Below are 15,985 nucleotides of genomic sequence, written 5' to 3'. Positions count from 1 at the left end.
AGAGCCTTCTTGAAGGGATTCGGACAAATGGTCAATAAAATGTCACGAATGCGAAATAAACCAACGACTGTCATAAAAATGTCAAATAACCCTGTAATTATTCGCCACGCGACCTGTGAAATGTCCTACAGGCCTTTTCTCTGCGAGCCTCCATGAATCACAGCATCGATCACAGCCATCAGGACTCCGATCTGTTTGGCTTGCTTTACGGTTTTCGTTTTCGCCCAGGTGTTAAGGGGGAGCAGATTGACTCGGCTACCGCCCTGGCGGCATTGAAGCAACCGCAGGACCCGGAGGAGTTCTTGTGGCTGCACCTGAACCTCGCCCACGCCGCCTGCGAGCGCTGGATGCAGGCGCACCTGGAACTGCCTGAAGAGTTTTTCGAGGCCCTTCACGAGGGCTCGCGCTCCACCCGCATCGAACACGTCGACTCGGCCTTGCTGGCGGTGGTCAACGACGTGGTGTTCAACTTCAGCAGCATGGTCTCGTCGGATATTTCCACGCTGTGGGTATGCGCTCGCAGCCGCCTGTTGATCAGCGCGCGGCTGCAACCGTTGCACTCGGTGGACAAGTTGCGCTCGTCGGTAAAGGCCGGAGAACACTTTCGCTCGCCACTGGAACTGTTGGTGCATTTGCTGCGCGACCAGGGCGAAGTGCTGACGCAGATCGTGCGCAAGACCAGCATCAGCGTCGACCATATCGAAGACCAATTACTGTCCTCGCGCCTGTCCACCAACCGCGCCGAACTGGGTGCCGCGCGCCGGGTACTGGTGCGCCTGCAACGCTTGCTGGCGTTGGAGCCGGGCTCGTTGCTGCGCCTGCTCAACCGACCGCCGCAATGGCTGCAAAAGGAAGACGTGAAGGAGTTGCGCAAATCCACCGAAGAGTTTGCGCTGATCATCAACGACCTGACGGCTCTGGGCGAACGCATCAAACTGTTGCAGGAAGAGATCGCCGCCAACCTCAACGAGCAAAGCAGCCGCACACTGTTCACCCTTACGGTGGTGACGGTGCTGGCACTGCCGATCAACATCATCGCCGGTTTTTTTGGCATGAACGTCGGCGGCGTGCCGCTTTCACAAGACCCGGAAGGCTTCTGGATTTTGGTGGCGCTGGTCGCGACCTTTACCTTGATTGCCGGGCGTTGGGCGTTTCGCAGATTTTCAAATTGAAATGAGATCCGCTGTGGGAGGCGGCTTGCTCCCGATGAGAGTGTGTCAGCCAACACCTCTGCCAGCCCTGCCGCCGCTATCGAAGCCTCGCTGAAGCTCGACATCTCCCACAGGGATCGGTGGTGTCTATGAGTTTCGCGGCTGTGTGCGCTGCAAGACAGACTAATGGCGTGCCTGATTGACCAAACACTGACCTGCGGCAGCACCGTTGTAACATTCTGCAATGACTATGAACGACATCCTTCATCACCTGGATGCTCCGGCATGGCCACCCCTTCCCTGACTGCCTCCACGCACTCATCTTCCGTCGATTCAAAACCGCGCCTGGACAAGAAACCTGGCCTGGTGACCGTAATCATTTTCTTCGCCGTCCTCGCCATGGGACTGTTGTTCACCGCCTACAGCCTGATGCATGACATGCACGAACTGGGCACGGTGGTCACCACCTGGACGCCGTTCCTGCTGCTGGGCGTCGCGTTGTTGATCGCTCTGGGCTTCGAGTTCGTCAACGGTTTCCACGACACCGCCAACGCCGTCGCGACGGTGATCTACACCAACTCGCTGCCACCGCATTTTGCGGTGGTGTGGTCAGGCTTTTTCAACTTCCTCGGCGTGCTGCTCTCCAGCGGCGCGGTGGCGTTTGGCATCATCGCCCTGCTGCCGGTGGAGCTGATTTTGCAGGTGGGCTCATCGGCCGGTTTCGCGATGATCTTCGCCCTGCTGATCGCTGCGATCCTGTGGAACCTCGGCACCTGGTGGCTAGGTTTACCGGCCTCGTCATCCCATACGCTGATCGGTTCGATCATCGGCGTCGGCGTGGCGAATGCCTTGATGCACGGGCGTGACGGCACCAGCGGGGTAGATTGGGCCCAGGCGACCAAGATTGGTTATGCGTTGCTACTGTCCCCCTTGATCGGCTTTGTGTTTGCAGCCTTGTTGCTGCTGGCCATGCGCGCCTTTGTGAAGAACCGATCGCTGTACAAGGCGCCCAAAGGCAACACTCCGCCGCCGTGGTGGATTCGCGGCATGTTGATCGCCACCTGCACCGGCGTGTCGTTCGCCCACGGCTCCAACGATGGGCAGAAAGGCATGGGCCTGATCATGCTGATTCTGGTCGGCACATTGCCCATGGCCTATGCGTTGAACCGCACCATGCCCGCCGAGCAGTCGTTGCAGTTCGCGGCGGTGGCCGAAGTGACCCAGGCCGCCCTGATGAAAACCACGGCACAGGCATTGCCCGGCGACCCGCGCCCCGTCCTGTCGACCTACGTACGCACCAAGCAAGCCACACCGGACCTGGTGCCGGCCCTCGCCGCGCTCACCGGGCATATCGGCGAAGAAGTCAAAGGCTACGGCTCCCTGGCCAAAGTCCCCGCCGAGGCGGTCGGCAACGTGCGTAACGACATGTACCTGACCAGCGAAACCATTCGCCTGATGGACAAGGGCAAGGTCGGCAATTTCGACGCCGACACCCAAGACAAACTGCAGCTGTTCAAGCAACAGATCGACAACGCCACGCGCTTTATTCCGCTTTGGGTGAAGATCGCGGTGGCCATTGCGCTTGGCCTGGGCACCATGGTCGGCTGGAAGCGCATCGTGGTCACGGTGGGCGAGAAAATCGGCAAGACCCACATGACCTACGCCCAAGGTGGGGCGGCGGAAACAGTGGCGATGCTGACCATCGGGGCCGCAGATATGTATGGGTTGCCGGTGTCGACAACCCATGTGCTGTCATCCGGTGTGGCGGGGACCATGGTGGCCAATGGTGCTGGGTTGCAGATGCGGACGATCCGCAATTTGCTGATGGCGTGGGTGCTGACGTTGCCGGCGGCGATTCTTCTGTCTGGCAGCCTCTACTGGCTGTTCACCCAACTTTTCTGACACAACATAGATTGAAACTGTGGGAGGGGGTTTGCCCCCTCCCACAGTTGGATGTGTGTTGTGTCAGTTGTTGAAAAGTCCCGTCATTGCCTTGAGCCGCTTCTTGTACACCCGCCGCGCCTCAAGGGCCTCCTCCAGCGTCACCGCCACAAACCCCGCGCGCTGGTTGGGCTGCATCTGCCCGATCAAATCCAGATCGGCACTGATCACCGTGCCGATCATCGCGTAACCTCCGCCCGACACTGCATCTCGATGCAACACAATCGGCTCCAGCCCCGCCGGTACCTGGATAGAACCGATGGGGTAGCAACTGTCGACAATATTCGACGGATCCGAGCCCGCGCCAAACGGCTGTTCCCGTGGTTCAAAGCTCAACGCGCTACCGCCCTTGAAGCGATAGCCGATGCGGTCCGCTTCGGAACCCACGGTCCACGGTTCGGCGAAAAAACTGCTTTTGGCGGCACCGGTCAGGCGCTCGTAATACAGGCCAGGCACCACACGCAGGGTGATATCGCCCCCTACCGACCGGCGCAAGGCCATGGGCAAACTGTTGCCCGCCCGCCCCTGCCCGCAGAGCTCACCGATGGGCAATTCATCACCCTCCTGCAAGCGCCGACCTTTAAACCCTCCAAGCGCGCCCAGGGTGTAAGTGGAGCGACTGCCGAGCACCACGGGCACATCAATGCCGCCGGCCACCGCCAGGTAAGTCCGTGCGCCGGCCTTGGGAAATTCGAAACGCAGCACCTGCCCGGCACGCACCTGGAACGCGGTGTCCTGATGCACCACTTCACCGTCAAGGCGCGGCGACATGAGCGCGCCGCTGAGTGCCACCAACGCATCCTGTTGGAATTCCAATTCAGGCCCGATCAAGGTGCATTCCAGGCCCGCCGCACCGACCGGATTGCCCACCAGATGGTTGGCCGCGCTCAGCGCGTATTGGTCCAGCGCCCCCGACGGCGGAATGCCCAAGTGGTAATAACCTTCGCGGCCAAGGTCCTGCACAGAGGTGGCGAGGCCGGGTTTGAGGACTTTGATCATGCCAGCGCCTCCTGCAGGGTTTTCGGATAGCCCACCGGGTCGGCCAGAAAGGCGTCGAGGGAAAATTCCACCGGGCGGATGCGCAGGTCGAAACGTCCTGCGTCCACCTCGGCGACGGCCAGGTCGTAGGCATCACGTTCTATGGGCTTGAACTGCACGATGTCACCGGGGCGAAAGAACACCATGTGCTCCTTGAGGTAGGCCAACTGCTGCGCCGGGTCGTAGATCGGCGCCGGGGTCACGCCGAACATTTGGTAACCGCCAGCGCCGCGCACCGAGTAGATACACCCAAAGCAGCCACCATGGCCGAGGGTGAGTTTGGGCGTGTCGGTGCGCGGGCGCAGGTATTTGGGCACCTGCAACTGCCGCTCACGCTCGACCATTTGGAACATGAACGGCAGACCCGCGACAAACCCGACCATCGACACAAACCACGGCGCGCCGCTGTGAGCGGCGATAAACGCGTCCACATCCGCCAGACCATTGATGCGCGCGGCGTACTCCAGGTCGGTGCCGCTGGGGTCTTGATGGCGATCGCGAAAACGCATCAGGGTTTCATGGGTCCAGGGGTCGTTGTACAGCACCGGGATTTCGATGATGCGCGTGCGCAAGGTGCGTTCGGCCACGGCCTGGGCTTCGGCGCTTTGCACGGCGTCGAGCAACACATGGGGCGCGATGCGGTCGGGGTCGAAACGGATCTGGAACGAGGCGTTGGCCAGGCACACATCCAGCACGCCTTCCAGCGCCAGGCGCTCCACCGCTCGGGTCACCGCCATGCCCTTGAAAAAGGCCTCCAACGACATGCTGTCGCTGACCTCGGCAAACAGGTGTTCATCACCGCCGAAGCTGTAGCGGATGGGGGTCGTTTCAGCCATGTCGCTTCCTCTTGGAATGGTTATGGAAAGGCAGGCAAAAAAGTAAGGGATCGATCTTATTAGGGTGTTTTGACCGTGATACCCGCCTGGTCCAAGGCTTCGCGGGTGGCTTCCACCAGTTCCAGGGCGCCGGGAGTGTCGCTGTGCAGGCAGATGGAATCGAATTCGATAAACAGGTCTTCGCCTTCTACGGTGCGCACCAACCCCGTCTGACAAGCCCGCAGGACTCGTGCCGCCACCGTTGCAGGATCAAGCGCGCGAACAGTGCGAGTAAACACGATGGAGCCCGTCAGATCGTACTCACGATCGGCATAGAATTCCCGGACCACCGGTTGCCCCAACTCCTTGGCCACCCGCCAGATCACCGAGTTGGGCATGCAGTACAGCAACAGCGTCGGTTCGATGAGTTGCAGGTTTTGCACCAGCAGCCGGGCCGCTTCTTCGTCACGGGCCAGGTGCATGTAGAGCGCGCCGTGAGGCTTGATATGTTGCAGCGTCATGCCTTGGGCGCGGGCGATTTCCCGCAGGGCACCGAGTTGGTAGAGCATATCGTCCACCAGTTCCTGGGCCGGTGCGTTGATATGCCGACGGCCAAAGCCGACCAGATCACGAAAGCCGGGATGGGCGCCGATGGCCACGCCCAGTTGCTTGGCGCGTTCTACGGTGCGGCGCATGGTCCCGGGGTCGCCAGCGTGGAAGCCGGTGGCGATATTGGCCGAGCTGATGTAGGCCATCAGCTCCGCGTCGACGCCATCACCGATGGTCCAGGGGCCGAAACCTTCGCCCATGTCCGAATTGAAATCCACTGCCTGCATCGGGGTCGCTCCGCCAGAAATGATGTTGGAAAAGTAGGCTGCGCCTTGACCCCTTGGGAAGATCTATTATCAGATGCCCTATCTTCTGAAAAACAGATATCGCTCATGTCGCTGACCTTGCGCCAAATCCGCTACTTCGTCGCCACCGCTGAGATCGGCCAGATTTCCCAGGCAGCGATCCACCTGAACATCTCGCAGTCGGCGGTGACCACGGCGATCAAGGAGTTGGAGGCGATGCTCGGCGTGCAACTGTTTGTGCGCTCGGCCCAAGGCATGAACTTGACCGATGCCGGGCGGCACTTTCTCAACCGCGCCTATGTAATTGTGCGCAGCGTGGACGATGCGCTGAACAGTCCATTGCCCGACTACCGCGCCAGCGGCGTGCTGCGGGTAGCGGCCAGTTACACCGTGCTTGGTTACTTCCTGCCCCATCACTTGCAGCGCATGGAGCATTGGCATCCGGACGTGACCATCGAGGTCTTCGAGCAGGAACGCCAGGCGATCGAACAAGGTCTGCTCGACGGCCAGTTCGACATGGCCGTGGTGCTCACCGCCAACCTGACTCACCCGGCGATCGTTTCCGAGATTCTGTTCAACTCGGAACGTCGCCTGTGGCTGCCCAGCCATCACCCATTGTGCGAGCGCGGCGCCGTGAGCCTGGCGGATGTGGCGCAAGAGCCCTACATCCTGCTGACCGTCGATGAAGCCGAACACAGCGCCATGCGCTATTGGGAACAGGCCGGGCAAACGCCTAAGGTGCGACTGCGCACCAGTTCGGTGGAGGCAGTACGCAGCATGGTCGCCAATGGCAGCGGCGTGGCGATTCTGTCGGACTTGGTGCACCGCCCGTGGTCACTGGAAGGCAAGCGCATCGAAACCCTGACCGTCACCGACCCGGTCACGCCCATGAGCGTCGGACTGGCCTGGCACCGCGAGCGGGCATTTACCCCGGCGATGCAGGCGTTCCGGGATTACTTTCACGACGCGTTCCTGGCGCCGCAGCAACTGTCGGCGCGCCGTTAAAGATGGGCTTGCAGGGTGGCCGCCAACCAGTCCATGAACACGCGCACCCGCAACGGCAAATGCCGCTGGCCCGCGTAGAGCAAGGACACATCCAGCGGCGGCGCCGGGTAGTCCGGGAGCAGGGCAACCAACTCGCCACTGGCGAGCAAGTCACGAATACCCAAGGCCGGCACCTGAGTAATGCCAAAACCGCCCAGGCACGCCACGCGATACGCATCTGTGCTATTGACCGTCACCCGCCCGGCCATGGGGATGCGCTGCACCTTGTTGCCTTGCTGATACTCGAAACCGGCCGAGCGTGAACCCAACGGCCGCACGTAATGCACCAATTGATGCTGCGCCAGATCGGCCAAGGTCGCGGGCACGCCGTAACGTTGCACGTAACCCGCGCTCGCGCAGTTGATCATCGGCATGCGGCACAGCACGCGTGCGACCACGCTGTGGTCCGGTTGGGCGCCGACGCGCAGTACGCAGTCGAAGCCTTCGGCGAGCAGGTCGACCTGGCGGTCGGTGCAACTGATCTCCAATTCGATCAACGGGTGCGCGTCCATGAACTGCGACAAGCGCGGCAGGATCAGTTCCCGCGCCATCACATTGGGCATGTCGACGCGGATGCGCCCGCTCAGTTGCGCTTCGTCCTGGCGAAACAGCCCTTCGAGTTCCTCCATATGCGCGAGCAGGTCCTTGCTGCGCTCGTACAACACGCGCCCGTCCTGGGTCGCCTGCACTTTACGTGTGGTGCGCTGCAACAGACGCGCGCCGAGCAGTTCTTCCAGCGCCTGCACATGCTCGGACACCGTGGAACGCGGCAGCCCCAGACTCTCGCCCGCCTGGGTAAAACTCGACAGTTCGGTGACCCGCACGAAGGTGCGCAGCAACTCAAGTTTGTTCATAGGATTGTTCGCCTTATCCGGCCAGTGATTCCGGCCTGGCCCTGTTTATCACGTTAGCAGCGGACAAATACACTCAGTCCCACGTTCACATCTGAAGAGGACTGCACCATGACCCGCAAAATCGCATTGATCACCGGCGCCAGCCGTGGCTTGGGTAAAAACGCTGCATTGCACCTGGCGGCGCAAGGCGTAGACATCATCGGCACCTATCACAGCAAGGCCGACGAGGCGCGGGCATTGGTGGCCGAGATCGAACAATTGGGTGGCCGCGCCGCCATGCTGCAATTGGATGTGAGCCAAAGCGCAACATTCGAAGGTTTTGTCGGCGACGTGGCCGGCGTGCTCAAGGATGTTTTCGCACAGGATCACATCGACTTTCTGATCAACAACGCCGGGATCGGCATTCACGCCAGTTTTGCCGAGACCACCGAAGCCCAGTTCGACCAACTGGTGGCGATCCAATTCAAGGGTCCGTTTTTCCTGACGCAGAAGCTGTTGCCGTTGATCCGCGACGGCGGCCGCATCCTCAACGTCTCCAGCGGCCTGGCGCGTTTCAGCCTGCCGGGCTATGCCGCCTACGCGGCGATGAAAGGCGCCATGGAAGTGCTGACCCGCTACCAGGCCAAAGAGCTGGGTGGGCGCGGGATCAGCGTCAACATCCTGGCCCCTGGCGCGATCGAAACTGACTTCGGCGGCGGCGCTGTACGCGACAACGCCAACCTCAATGCCATGGTCGCGAGCAACACCGCCCTGGGCCGCGCCGGCTTACCGGACGATATCGGTGGAGCGATTGCCAGCCTGCTGGCCGACGGCAGCCACTGGATCACCGGCCAGCGCATCGAGGCGTCGGGCGGCATGTTTCTGTAGGAGCTTGTCGCGCAGTACGTCATAGCCCCAGTGATACACATAGGTGTACGGCAGGAAGAACAGCAATACACCTATGTCGAGGATAAATGCCTGCATCAGGCTGATATTCAGCCACGCCGCAATCAGCGGTACGCACACCAAAATCAAGCCACCTTCAAACATGAGCGCGTGCAACACACGGGTCCAGCCATTGTTGGCCAGTTGCAGGCGTGCCTTGAGTCGGTCGAACAGGCCGTTAAAGATCACGTTCCAGGTCAGCGCCATCAGGCTGATCGCCAGGGTGACCATGCCCATTTCCAGGGCGGGTTTGTCCATGATCCACGCCAACAAAGGGGTGCAGATCAACAACGCCAGGGCTTCGAAACCAACAGCCTGGCAAAAGCGTTCAGTGATGGATTTGGTAGGGTTCATGACCCGTCTCCGAGAGTGACGACGGTTGCCATCATTACCCTTTGAATCGATACTTCATAACCAATAACCATCGATCAAGGCGATAGTCATGGCCTCTAATGAAGTGCTGCAAGCGTTTGTGCAGGCGGCCACCCAAGGCTCGTTCTCGGCGGCGGCGCGCAAACTGGGCAAGAGCCAGTCCACCGTCAGCGCGGCGGTAGCCAGCCTGGAGATTGATTTGGATGTGGTGCTGTTTGATCGCAGCAGCCGCAAGCCGACGCTCACGCCCGCCGGCCTGGTGTTGCTGCAACGCGCCGAGCAAGTCCTGGAAGCCAGCAGTCGCCTGGCGCTGGCCGCGAGTCAGTTGGCCATGGGATTGGAGCCGAAAGTCACGATTGCCATGTCCGATACCTATCAATCTGAGCGCTTCGAACTCGCGCTCAAGGCCTTCGAGCAGCGTTACCCGGACCTTGAACTGGAATGGCTGATCGCCGAGTGCGAAGACTTGATCGCGCTGGTGCAGAGCGGTCGTGCGCAGATCGCGTTTGTCGAAGCCCAGGCGCATTACCCACCCGACCTCAGCCGCGCGCCCGTGGCTGAACGCACGGAAATCGCGCTGTTCGTCGCGCCCGAGCATCCGTTGGCCACGCTGCCGAACGTCGACGCGCAGCGCTTGCAGCAACACCGCGAACTTCGGCTGGCGAGCATCATCAACCCGAATGAAACCCGCCCCAGCGGCCGCGTTTGGTCGGCGCCGAGTTTTCTGATGCTGATGGAAATGGCCCAGCTCGGTTTCGGTTGGGCCGAGCTGCCGCGTTGGCTGGTGGAACGCTTTGGCAACACTGGGTTGGTGGAACTCCCAGTGCGCGGTTGGCCGCGACTGGTAGCGGTGGATGCGCTGTGGTCGCGGCAGTATCCACCGGGACCGGCGGGCAGCTGGATGCTGGCGCAGATGCTGGATGAGTGATCAGGCTCAGAGTATGTGGTGAATTGGCGCGCCTCGCTCAGAGCCAGCGCGCTCATCACTAAGCACTGTGTCGCCCTCAAACCCGCTAGACTGCGCGCTTCCTTGCAGCCGTTCGGACGTTCCGATGCAAACCCGCCTTGTCGCCTACGAGGCGCTCACTGCTGTGCAACGACAGCAAGCCAGCGCCATCGAAGTTCATCCCGAACAACTGCCGTTTTGCGGCGATATGTATTGCGCGCTCAATTCGCTGCTGGCCAAACCGAGCCCAGGCGTCAAAGGGTTCGCCCTGCTGGCCGATGACATTCCGGTGGCCTTCCTCTTGCTCAAACGCCCGCCTTGCCTGCCCCATTGGGCCGATGCACACAGCGCCACGCTGCATGCGTTCCAGGTGGATCGGCGCCAGCAAGGGCGAGGGTTCGGCAAGGCGTGTTTACAGATATTGCCGACCGCAGCGATAGAGACGTGGCCACAGATCAAGGCGCTGGAGTTGTCGGTGGACACCGACAATGTGGCGGCGATGGGGTTGTATCTGGGCGCGGGATGGGTAGACAGCGGGGAGGCGTATAAGGGGCGGGTTGGGTATGAGCGAAAGTTAAAGTGGGTGTTTGGACGAGGCGACCCCAGCCTGCTTTAAATATCCCAACGCCGATAAATCGACCACTCTGGCCCACCCTCCCTGGCTGTCCACTGTCAAAGTTCACAGCTATACAGGCGTTGCCGATTGCTCTGTACTGGAATGCCAAGGTAGTCGCTCAAGCGGTGCAAAGAGCAGGCGTGGAAACGCTCAACGCCCAGCACGGAGACCCTCCATGAATATTCCACCGAGCAACAATACGCTTAACACTGCGGGGAGCCCGGATCTTTCCTTTGGCACCCCTCCACTCAAAGACGGTACCGTTATAAACACCCGCACCGCAGGGATCTCCCGAGTCCTCGAAGACGGTTCAACCATCACAGCAGGCCCGTATAGCGAGCCGGATGGCCCCTTCATTGGCATCACCAAACAAACGCCTACGGGAGAGAACGACGCTCGATTCGGGCGAGGGCTGACGGCGATGCAGCAACGCCAAACCTTCATCGACATGCTCATTCAGCCTAATGGCAGGCAACTGTTACTGGCCACCCATATCAATAATGTGGCGGTCTCTATCAGTCGATTCAACGAAGCAAACGGCAATTCAGACTTCAGGTTCGGCAATAATGGCGAGGTGGTGCTGAATAAGCGGATTGAGTTGAATTTAAACAGCAAAGCCGGTTTAGCTTTACAGTCCGATGACAAGATCATTTGTGTATTTAATGACGGTACAAGCAGTTTTATCTATCAACTCAGCAGTTCCGGCCAGGAACTCAACTTCGGCTTTTTAGATCCGCTTGAAGAGCGCGGCGCCCTTATGGGCCCAGTATTGACCACTGAGAGGGGTTTTTTGATTGCGGGCTCTATAAACGGCAAGGCCCTTATTAAAGGATTCACACATGCTGGAGATGCGGACACGGCTTTTGGTAACGCAGGTTACGTCCAATTGGAGCTTTCAGGTACTGGGGGAAAACAGGCCTCAGCGCTGGCCAAAGGACCCGATGGCCGGATAGTTGTCGTCGGCGGTGAGCACCGGTTGCCGCGCAAGCAGAACTTCGTGACGAGCCTGCTTGCCAACGGCCAACCTGATCCGCAGTTCAATGGCGGAATCCCCAAGGAGAACGATGCTCGTCATGGAAGTTATGACAGCGTGACGGTTCAACCCGATGGGAAAATCGTCGTCTTGTGGCGCAATACAAACGGCAGCCTCGTCGAACTGACCAGGTACACCGCGACTGGGGAGTTGGACCTCACCTTTGGCGATCAGGGTGTGGCCGATGCATGGCGCGACCCGCAATCAAGACCCCAAATCTCCAACATCAACAAGCTTGAATGGGTAAATGCGGGTGAAACACTGCAAACCAGCGGTGTGCTGGAAGGTGTCCACTCCTTCATCGGCCGCCTGCTCAGCCAGTGATACCCACGACTGAGCTGCCAACGCAGCTCAGTCGTGTGACATCAGGCCTTGACTACCGGCAACCAGATCTCCACCGTCCCCGTGCCTTTCCTCACGTCAAAATCAGCGCTATAGCGTTCAAAATCCGGCCCTGCCACTTTGTAGCCCGAATGTGGCAACCACTCGAACATGATGCGCTCGTACGTCTGTTCCAATGCCTGCACCGGTCCGTAATGCGGGAACACCGCATAGTTGAGCGGTGGAATTTCAATGGCTTCGAAGTTGCTCGGGACGTCGCTTTTGCTCGGGACTTCCACCCCCGCCATGTAATCGAATTCGCCGTGATTGGGGTTATGGCAAACGCCATAGGTCACACCGCCGATGCGCTTCTTGATGTCCTTGATACAGGTGTCGAACAACTCCCACAACTTGGGAATATCGCCCACCGTCGCCTTGGAATAACGCCCTTGTACCCCAGCAATCACCAAGGCCTTGCCTGCTTCCATGCGTGGCTCTAACGGTTGTTTTGTCTGCTGATCCATACGAACAGTCTCCTTCTTATGAGGGAACAAACCCGCATCGAGTATAGGGGCATATCCGTGCCGTACTCCATGCAGAAAATTTTCCTACGCATATGGACAACTGGCCATCATCGACCGTATTGTCTGCTCCGCAGGCCACCGCAGTGGCCGACGTCGCTCGGACGGTTCCGGGCGCTTACGTACTTCGAGGCAACAATGGCCGACCAAGGTTCGCCGCGCCGCTTTGCGCGCATAGATCGACTCCCCCCTTACGTTTTCAATATCACTGCCGAGCTGAAGATGGCTGCGCGTCGGCGCGGCGAAGACATCATCGACTTGAGCATGGGTAACCCCGACGGCGCCACGCCTCCCCATATCGTGGAGAAAATGGTCACCGTCGCCCAGCGTGAAGACACCCACGGTTACTCCACCTCCAAAGGCATTCCGCGTCTGCGCCGGGCGATTTCGCGCTGGTACAAAGACCGCTACGAAGTGGACATCGACCCCGAGACGGAAGCCATCGTCACCATCGGTTCCAAGGAAGGCCTGGCGCATTTAATGCTGGCCACCCTGGACCAGGGCGACACGGTGCTGGTGCCCAACCCTAGCTACCCGATTCATATCTACGGTGCCGTGATTGCCGGCGCCCAGGTGCGTTCGGTGCCGCTGATTCCGGGCGTGGACTTCTTCGCCGAGCTGGAACGGGCGATTCGTGGGTCGATCCCGAAGCCGAAGATGATGATCCTCGGCTTCCCGTCCAACCCGACTGCGCAGTGCGTGGAGCTGGATTTCTTCGAACGGGTGATCGCCCTGGCCAAGCAGTACGACGTGCTGGTGGTGCATGACCTGGCCTACGCCGACATCGTCTACGACGGCTGGAAAGCCCCGTCGATCATGCAGGTGCCGGGGGCGAAGGACATTGCGGTGGAGTTTTTCACCCTGTCCAAGAGCTACAACATGGCCGGCTGGCGCATCGGTTTCATGGTGGGCAACCCGGAACTGGTCAACGCCCTGGCACGGATCAAGAGTTACCACGATTACGGTACCTTCACCCCGCTGCAAGTCGCCGCGATTGCTGCGCTGGAAGGCGATCAACAGTGCGTGAAAGACATCGCCGAGCAGTACCGCCAGCGCCGCAATGTGCTGGTCAAGGGCCTGCATGAGTTGGGCTGGATGGTGGAGAATCCCAAGGCGTCGATGTACGTCTGGGCGAAGATTCCCGAGGCGTATGCCGCCATGGGTTCGCTGGAGTTTGCCAAGAAGCTGCTGCTGGAAGCCAAGGTCTGCGTGTCGCCGGGGATTGGATTTGGCGAGTATGGGGATGATCATGTGCGCTTTGCGCTGATCGAAAACCAGGACCGGATTCGCCAGGCGGTGCGGGGGATTCGCGGGATGTTCCGGGCGGATGGGCTGGTCGCTAAAGCCTGACCCGATCCACCTGAACAAATGTGGTCAACATGTGGGAGGGGGCTTGCCCCCGATAGCGGAGGTTCAATCACTGCATCTGGTGACTGACCCACCGCCATCAGGGGCAAGCCCCCTCCCACATTTACATTGGGTTTTCACCCTTGCTGCTGGTGTGTCTGTTAGACCACCAACGACAGCAGCATGATGAAGATCAACGCCACCACAGACAGAATGGTTTCCATCGCCGTCCAGGTCTTGAAGGTCTCGGCCACGGTCATGTTGAAGTACTGCTTCACCAGCCAGAACCCCGCATCGTTGACGTGAGACAGGATCAACGAACCCGCCCCCGTCGCCAGCACCAACAGCTCACGGTTAACCCCTGGGATCATCCCCACCACCGGCACTACGATGCCCGCGCCGGTAATGGTCGCCACGGTTGCCGAACCGGTCGCAATACGAATCACCGCCGCTACCAGCCAGGCCAGCAGGATCGGGTTGATCTGCGCATTCACCGCCATATGGCCAATCACGTCACCCACGCCGCTGGTCACCAGCATCTGCTTGAAGCCACCACCGGCACCGATGATCAGGATGATCGCGGCCGTCGGCGCAAGGCTGGCGTCGAGCAGCTTGAGGATTTGCTTGGAGTGAATGCCCTGGCGGCTGCCAAAGGTGTACAGCGACAGCAGGAGCGCCAGCAGCAAGGCGGTGATCGGGTGACCGATCATGTCCATCCAGTTGCGCACCACGTTGCCTTCGGCAAAGGCGATGTCGGCGAAGGTTTTGAGCAACATCAGAAACACCGGCAGCAGCACGGTGACCAATGTGATGCCGAAGCTTGGCAGCGACTTGTTATCGGTCTCGCGGGCCAGTTGATCCACCAGTTCCTGGGAGGGATTACCGGGGATGTACTTGGCGATGAACGTACCGAAGATCGGGCCGGCGATGATGGCGGTCGGCAGTGCGACGATCAGGCCGTACAGGATGGTCTTGCCGATGTCCGCGCCAAACACGCCGATAGCCAGCAGCGGGCCCGGGTGCGGTGGCACCAGGCCGTGCACTGCCGAGAGGCCTGCGAGCAGCGGGATGCCGATCTTGATCAGCGACACACCGGTGCGGCGCGCGACGATAAACACCAGCGGGATCAGCAGCACAAAGCCGATCTCGAAGAACAGCGGGATGCCCACCAGGAACGCGGCGAACATCATGGCCCACTGGACCTTCTCTTTGCCGAAGGCGCGGATCAGGGTCTGGGCAATCTGATCGGCGCCGCCGGATTCGGCCATCATCTTGCCGAGCATGGTGCCCAGCGCGAGGATGATGCCGACAAAGCCGAGCACCCCGCCGAAACCGTCCTGGAAGGCCTTGATGATCTTGTCCACGGGCATGCCCGAGGTCAGGCCGAGGAAGCCGGCCGCGATGATCAGTGCAATGAACGGGTGGACCTTGAACTTGGTGATCAGAACGATCAACCCGATGATAGTGACGACTGCGTCTAGCAGCAGGTACGACTCGTGGGACATGCCAAACATGGGGGGTCTCTCCTGTTTGTTGTTGTTATTAAAGCGGGTGTTGAATTTCTTGCCGGGGATAGCGCTATCTTTTCCGGCAAAAAATTAATGAGTTCGTTCAAAGCCGTGTTGCAGCCACCAAGCGTTGGTCTGCTCGGCCAACGCCTCGACACTGTCTTCACTGGCGTTGAGGGCCAGGGTCAGTGGCTCGCCTTTGGGCGATTCAAGGGTGGCGAACTGGCTGTCGATCAGGCTTGCCGGCATGAAATGGCCGGGGCGATGGGACACACGGTCCGACGCGACTTCACGGGTCAGTTCCAGGAATACGAAACCCAGACCTGGCGCGGCTTCGCGCAGGTGGTCACGGTATTTCTTCTTGAGAGCCGAACAGGTGAGCACCGGATGTTCACCCGCTTTAAGCGAGCGGCGCAGTTCATCGCACAGGATGTCGAGCCAGCCGGCGCGGTCGTCGTCGTTGAGGGGGTGGCCGGCGCTCATCTTTTCGATGTTCGCGGCAGGGTGAAAGCTGTCGCCTTCAATGGCGGTAGCGCCGTTCAGCCGGCACAAGGCCTCGCTGACACTGGTCTTGCCACAGCCGGCAACACCCATGATGACCAGGGCGGTAACAGGTTGACTCATGAAACACCTCAAGACG

The 15,985-nt window shown here is 60.1% G+C and carries 16 protein-coding genes; 8 read left to right on the top strand and 8 right to left on the bottom strand.

Annotated elements, in window-relative coordinates; all coding sequences use genetic code 11:
• The first annotated feature begins 152 nt into the window (after positions 1-152).
• Both ACEN2T_RS13180 and ACEN2T_RS13175 read left to right on the top strand, forming a co-directional pair.
• On the top strand, positions 153-1,172 hold the full coding sequence (locus tag ACEN2T_RS13180; RefSeq protein WP_032891053.1) for a transporter: 1,020 nt from the start codon (positions 153-155) through the stop codon (positions 1,170-1,172).
• Between the two features lie 264 nt (positions 1,173-1,436).
• Positions 1,437-3,053, top strand: coding sequence for an inorganic phosphate transporter (locus ACEN2T_RS13175; RefSeq protein ID WP_442116832.1), 1,617 nt, complete (start codon positions 1,437-1,439; stop codon positions 3,051-3,053).
• A 63-nt stretch (positions 3,054-3,116) separates the two neighbouring features.
• Here the strand turns inward: ACEN2T_RS13175 and ACEN2T_RS13170 are convergent, their stop codons facing one another.
• Genes ACEN2T_RS13170 through ACEN2T_RS13160 form a run of 3 tightly spaced genes read right to left on the bottom strand, consistent with a single transcriptional unit; the run spans position 3,117 to position 5,781 of the window.
• Positions 3,117-4,091: a biotin-dependent carboxyltransferase family protein gene (locus ACEN2T_RS13170; RefSeq protein WP_095185720.1), complete on the bottom strand. Its 975-nt coding sequence runs from the start codon at positions 4,089-4,091 to the stop codon at positions 3,117-3,119.
• Entirely contained in the window at positions 4,088-4,966 is an 879-nt protein-coding gene (locus tag ACEN2T_RS13165) for a 5-oxoprolinase subunit B family protein (protein WP_122753097.1), read from the bottom strand. Before ACEN2T_RS13165 ends, ACEN2T_RS13170 begins: the two co-directional genes overlap by 4 nt.
• A gap of 59 nt (positions 4,967-5,025) precedes the next feature.
• The gene (locus ACEN2T_RS13160) at positions 5,026-5,781 is read right to left on the bottom strand and encodes a 5-oxoprolinase subunit PxpA (protein WP_122756156.1); all 756 of its coding nucleotides are present in this window, start codon (positions 5,779-5,781) and stop codon (positions 5,026-5,028) included.
• 105 nt (positions 5,782-5,886) lie between these two features.
• Between ACEN2T_RS13160 and ACEN2T_RS13155 the strand changes: the two genes are divergently transcribed.
• Positions 5,887-6,804: a LysR family transcriptional regulator gene (locus ACEN2T_RS13155; RefSeq protein ID WP_032891044.1), complete on the top strand. Its 918-nt coding sequence runs from the start codon at positions 5,887-5,889 to the stop codon at positions 6,802-6,804.
• Here ACEN2T_RS13155 and ACEN2T_RS13150 read toward each other — a convergent pair.
• Positions 6,801-7,697 carry a LysR family transcriptional regulator gene (locus tag ACEN2T_RS13150; protein ID WP_032891043.1) on the bottom strand — a complete coding sequence of 299 codons (897 nt, stop codon included), beginning with the start codon at positions 7,695-7,697 and terminating at the stop codon, positions 6,801-6,803. The genes ACEN2T_RS13155 and ACEN2T_RS13150 overlap by 4 nt on opposite strands.
• A 108-nt stretch (positions 7,698-7,805) precedes the next feature.
• Here ACEN2T_RS13150 and ACEN2T_RS13145 point away from each other — a divergent pair, with 108 nt between their 5' ends.
• Complete coding sequence (locus tag ACEN2T_RS13145) at positions 7,806-8,564, top strand: SDR family NAD(P)-dependent oxidoreductase (protein WP_442116831.1); 759 nt, start codon at positions 7,806-7,808, stop codon at positions 8,562-8,564.
• Here the strand turns inward: ACEN2T_RS13145 and ACEN2T_RS13140 are convergent.
• Entirely contained in the window at positions 8,463-8,975 is a 513-nt protein-coding gene (locus ACEN2T_RS13140) for a multidrug/biocide efflux PACE transporter (protein WP_442116830.1), read from the bottom strand. The genes ACEN2T_RS13145 and ACEN2T_RS13140 overlap by 102 nt on opposite strands.
• Positions 8,976-9,063: 88 nt before the next feature.
• On the opposite strand from ACEN2T_RS13140, the gene ACEN2T_RS13135 reads away from it, so the two are divergent.
• The 3 genes from ACEN2T_RS13135 (at position 9,064) to ACEN2T_RS13125 (ending at position 11,912) form a co-directional block, all read left to right on the top strand.
• The gene (locus ACEN2T_RS13135; protein ID WP_122753100.1) at positions 9,064-9,921 is read left to right on the top strand and encodes a LysR family transcriptional regulator; all 858 of its coding nucleotides are present in this window, start codon (positions 9,064-9,066) and stop codon (positions 9,919-9,921) included.
• A 124-nt stretch (positions 9,922-10,045) separates the two neighbouring features.
• Positions 10,046-10,555, top strand: a complete 510-nt coding sequence (locus ACEN2T_RS13130; RefSeq protein ID WP_442116829.1) for a GNAT family N-acetyltransferase — start codon at positions 10,046-10,048, stop codon at positions 10,553-10,555.
• A gap of 175 nt (positions 10,556-10,730) precedes the next feature.
• Positions 10,731-11,912 (top strand): hypothetical protein, encoded by a 1,182-nt coding sequence (locus ACEN2T_RS13125; RefSeq protein ID WP_442116828.1) that lies wholly within the window; start codon positions 10,731-10,733, stop codon positions 11,910-11,912.
• A gap of 41 nt (positions 11,913-11,953) precedes the next feature.
• On the opposite strand, the gene ACEN2T_RS13120 is transcribed toward ACEN2T_RS13125, so the two are convergent.
• Entirely contained in the window at positions 11,954-12,433 is a 480-nt protein-coding gene (locus ACEN2T_RS13120) for a GyrI-like domain-containing protein (protein WP_032891033.1), read from the bottom strand.
• A 195-nt stretch (positions 12,434-12,628) separates the two neighbouring features.
• Between ACEN2T_RS13120 and alaC the strand changes: the two genes are divergently transcribed.
• Entirely contained in the window at positions 12,629-13,840 is a 1,212-nt protein-coding gene (gene alaC, locus ACEN2T_RS13115; RefSeq protein WP_032891031.1) for an alanine transaminase, read from the top strand.
• Positions 13,841-13,998: 158 nt separating this feature from the next.
• On the opposite strand, the gene ACEN2T_RS13110 is transcribed toward alaC, so the two are convergent.
• Both ACEN2T_RS13110 and ACEN2T_RS13105 read right to left on the bottom strand, forming a co-directional pair.
• Positions 13,999-15,351 carry a GntP family permease gene (locus ACEN2T_RS13110; RefSeq protein ID WP_032891030.1) on the bottom strand — a complete coding sequence of 451 codons (1,353 nt, stop codon included), beginning with the start codon at positions 15,349-15,351 and terminating at the stop codon, positions 13,999-14,001.
• A gap of 84 nt (positions 15,352-15,435) precedes the next feature.
• The gene (locus tag ACEN2T_RS13105; protein ID WP_032891028.1) at positions 15,436-15,969 is read right to left on the bottom strand and encodes a gluconokinase; all 534 of its coding nucleotides are present in this window, start codon (positions 15,967-15,969) and stop codon (positions 15,436-15,438) included.
• Between the last annotated feature and the right edge of the window lie 16 nt (positions 15,970-15,985).

It is taken from the genome of Pseudomonas sp. W22_MBD1_FP4 (genome assembly GCF_052113765.1).
Lineage (GTDB): Bacteria > Pseudomonadota > Gammaproteobacteria > Pseudomonadales > Pseudomonadaceae > Aquipseudomonas > Aquipseudomonas sivasensis.
This window is presented reverse-complemented; position numbering and strand designations above follow the sequence as displayed.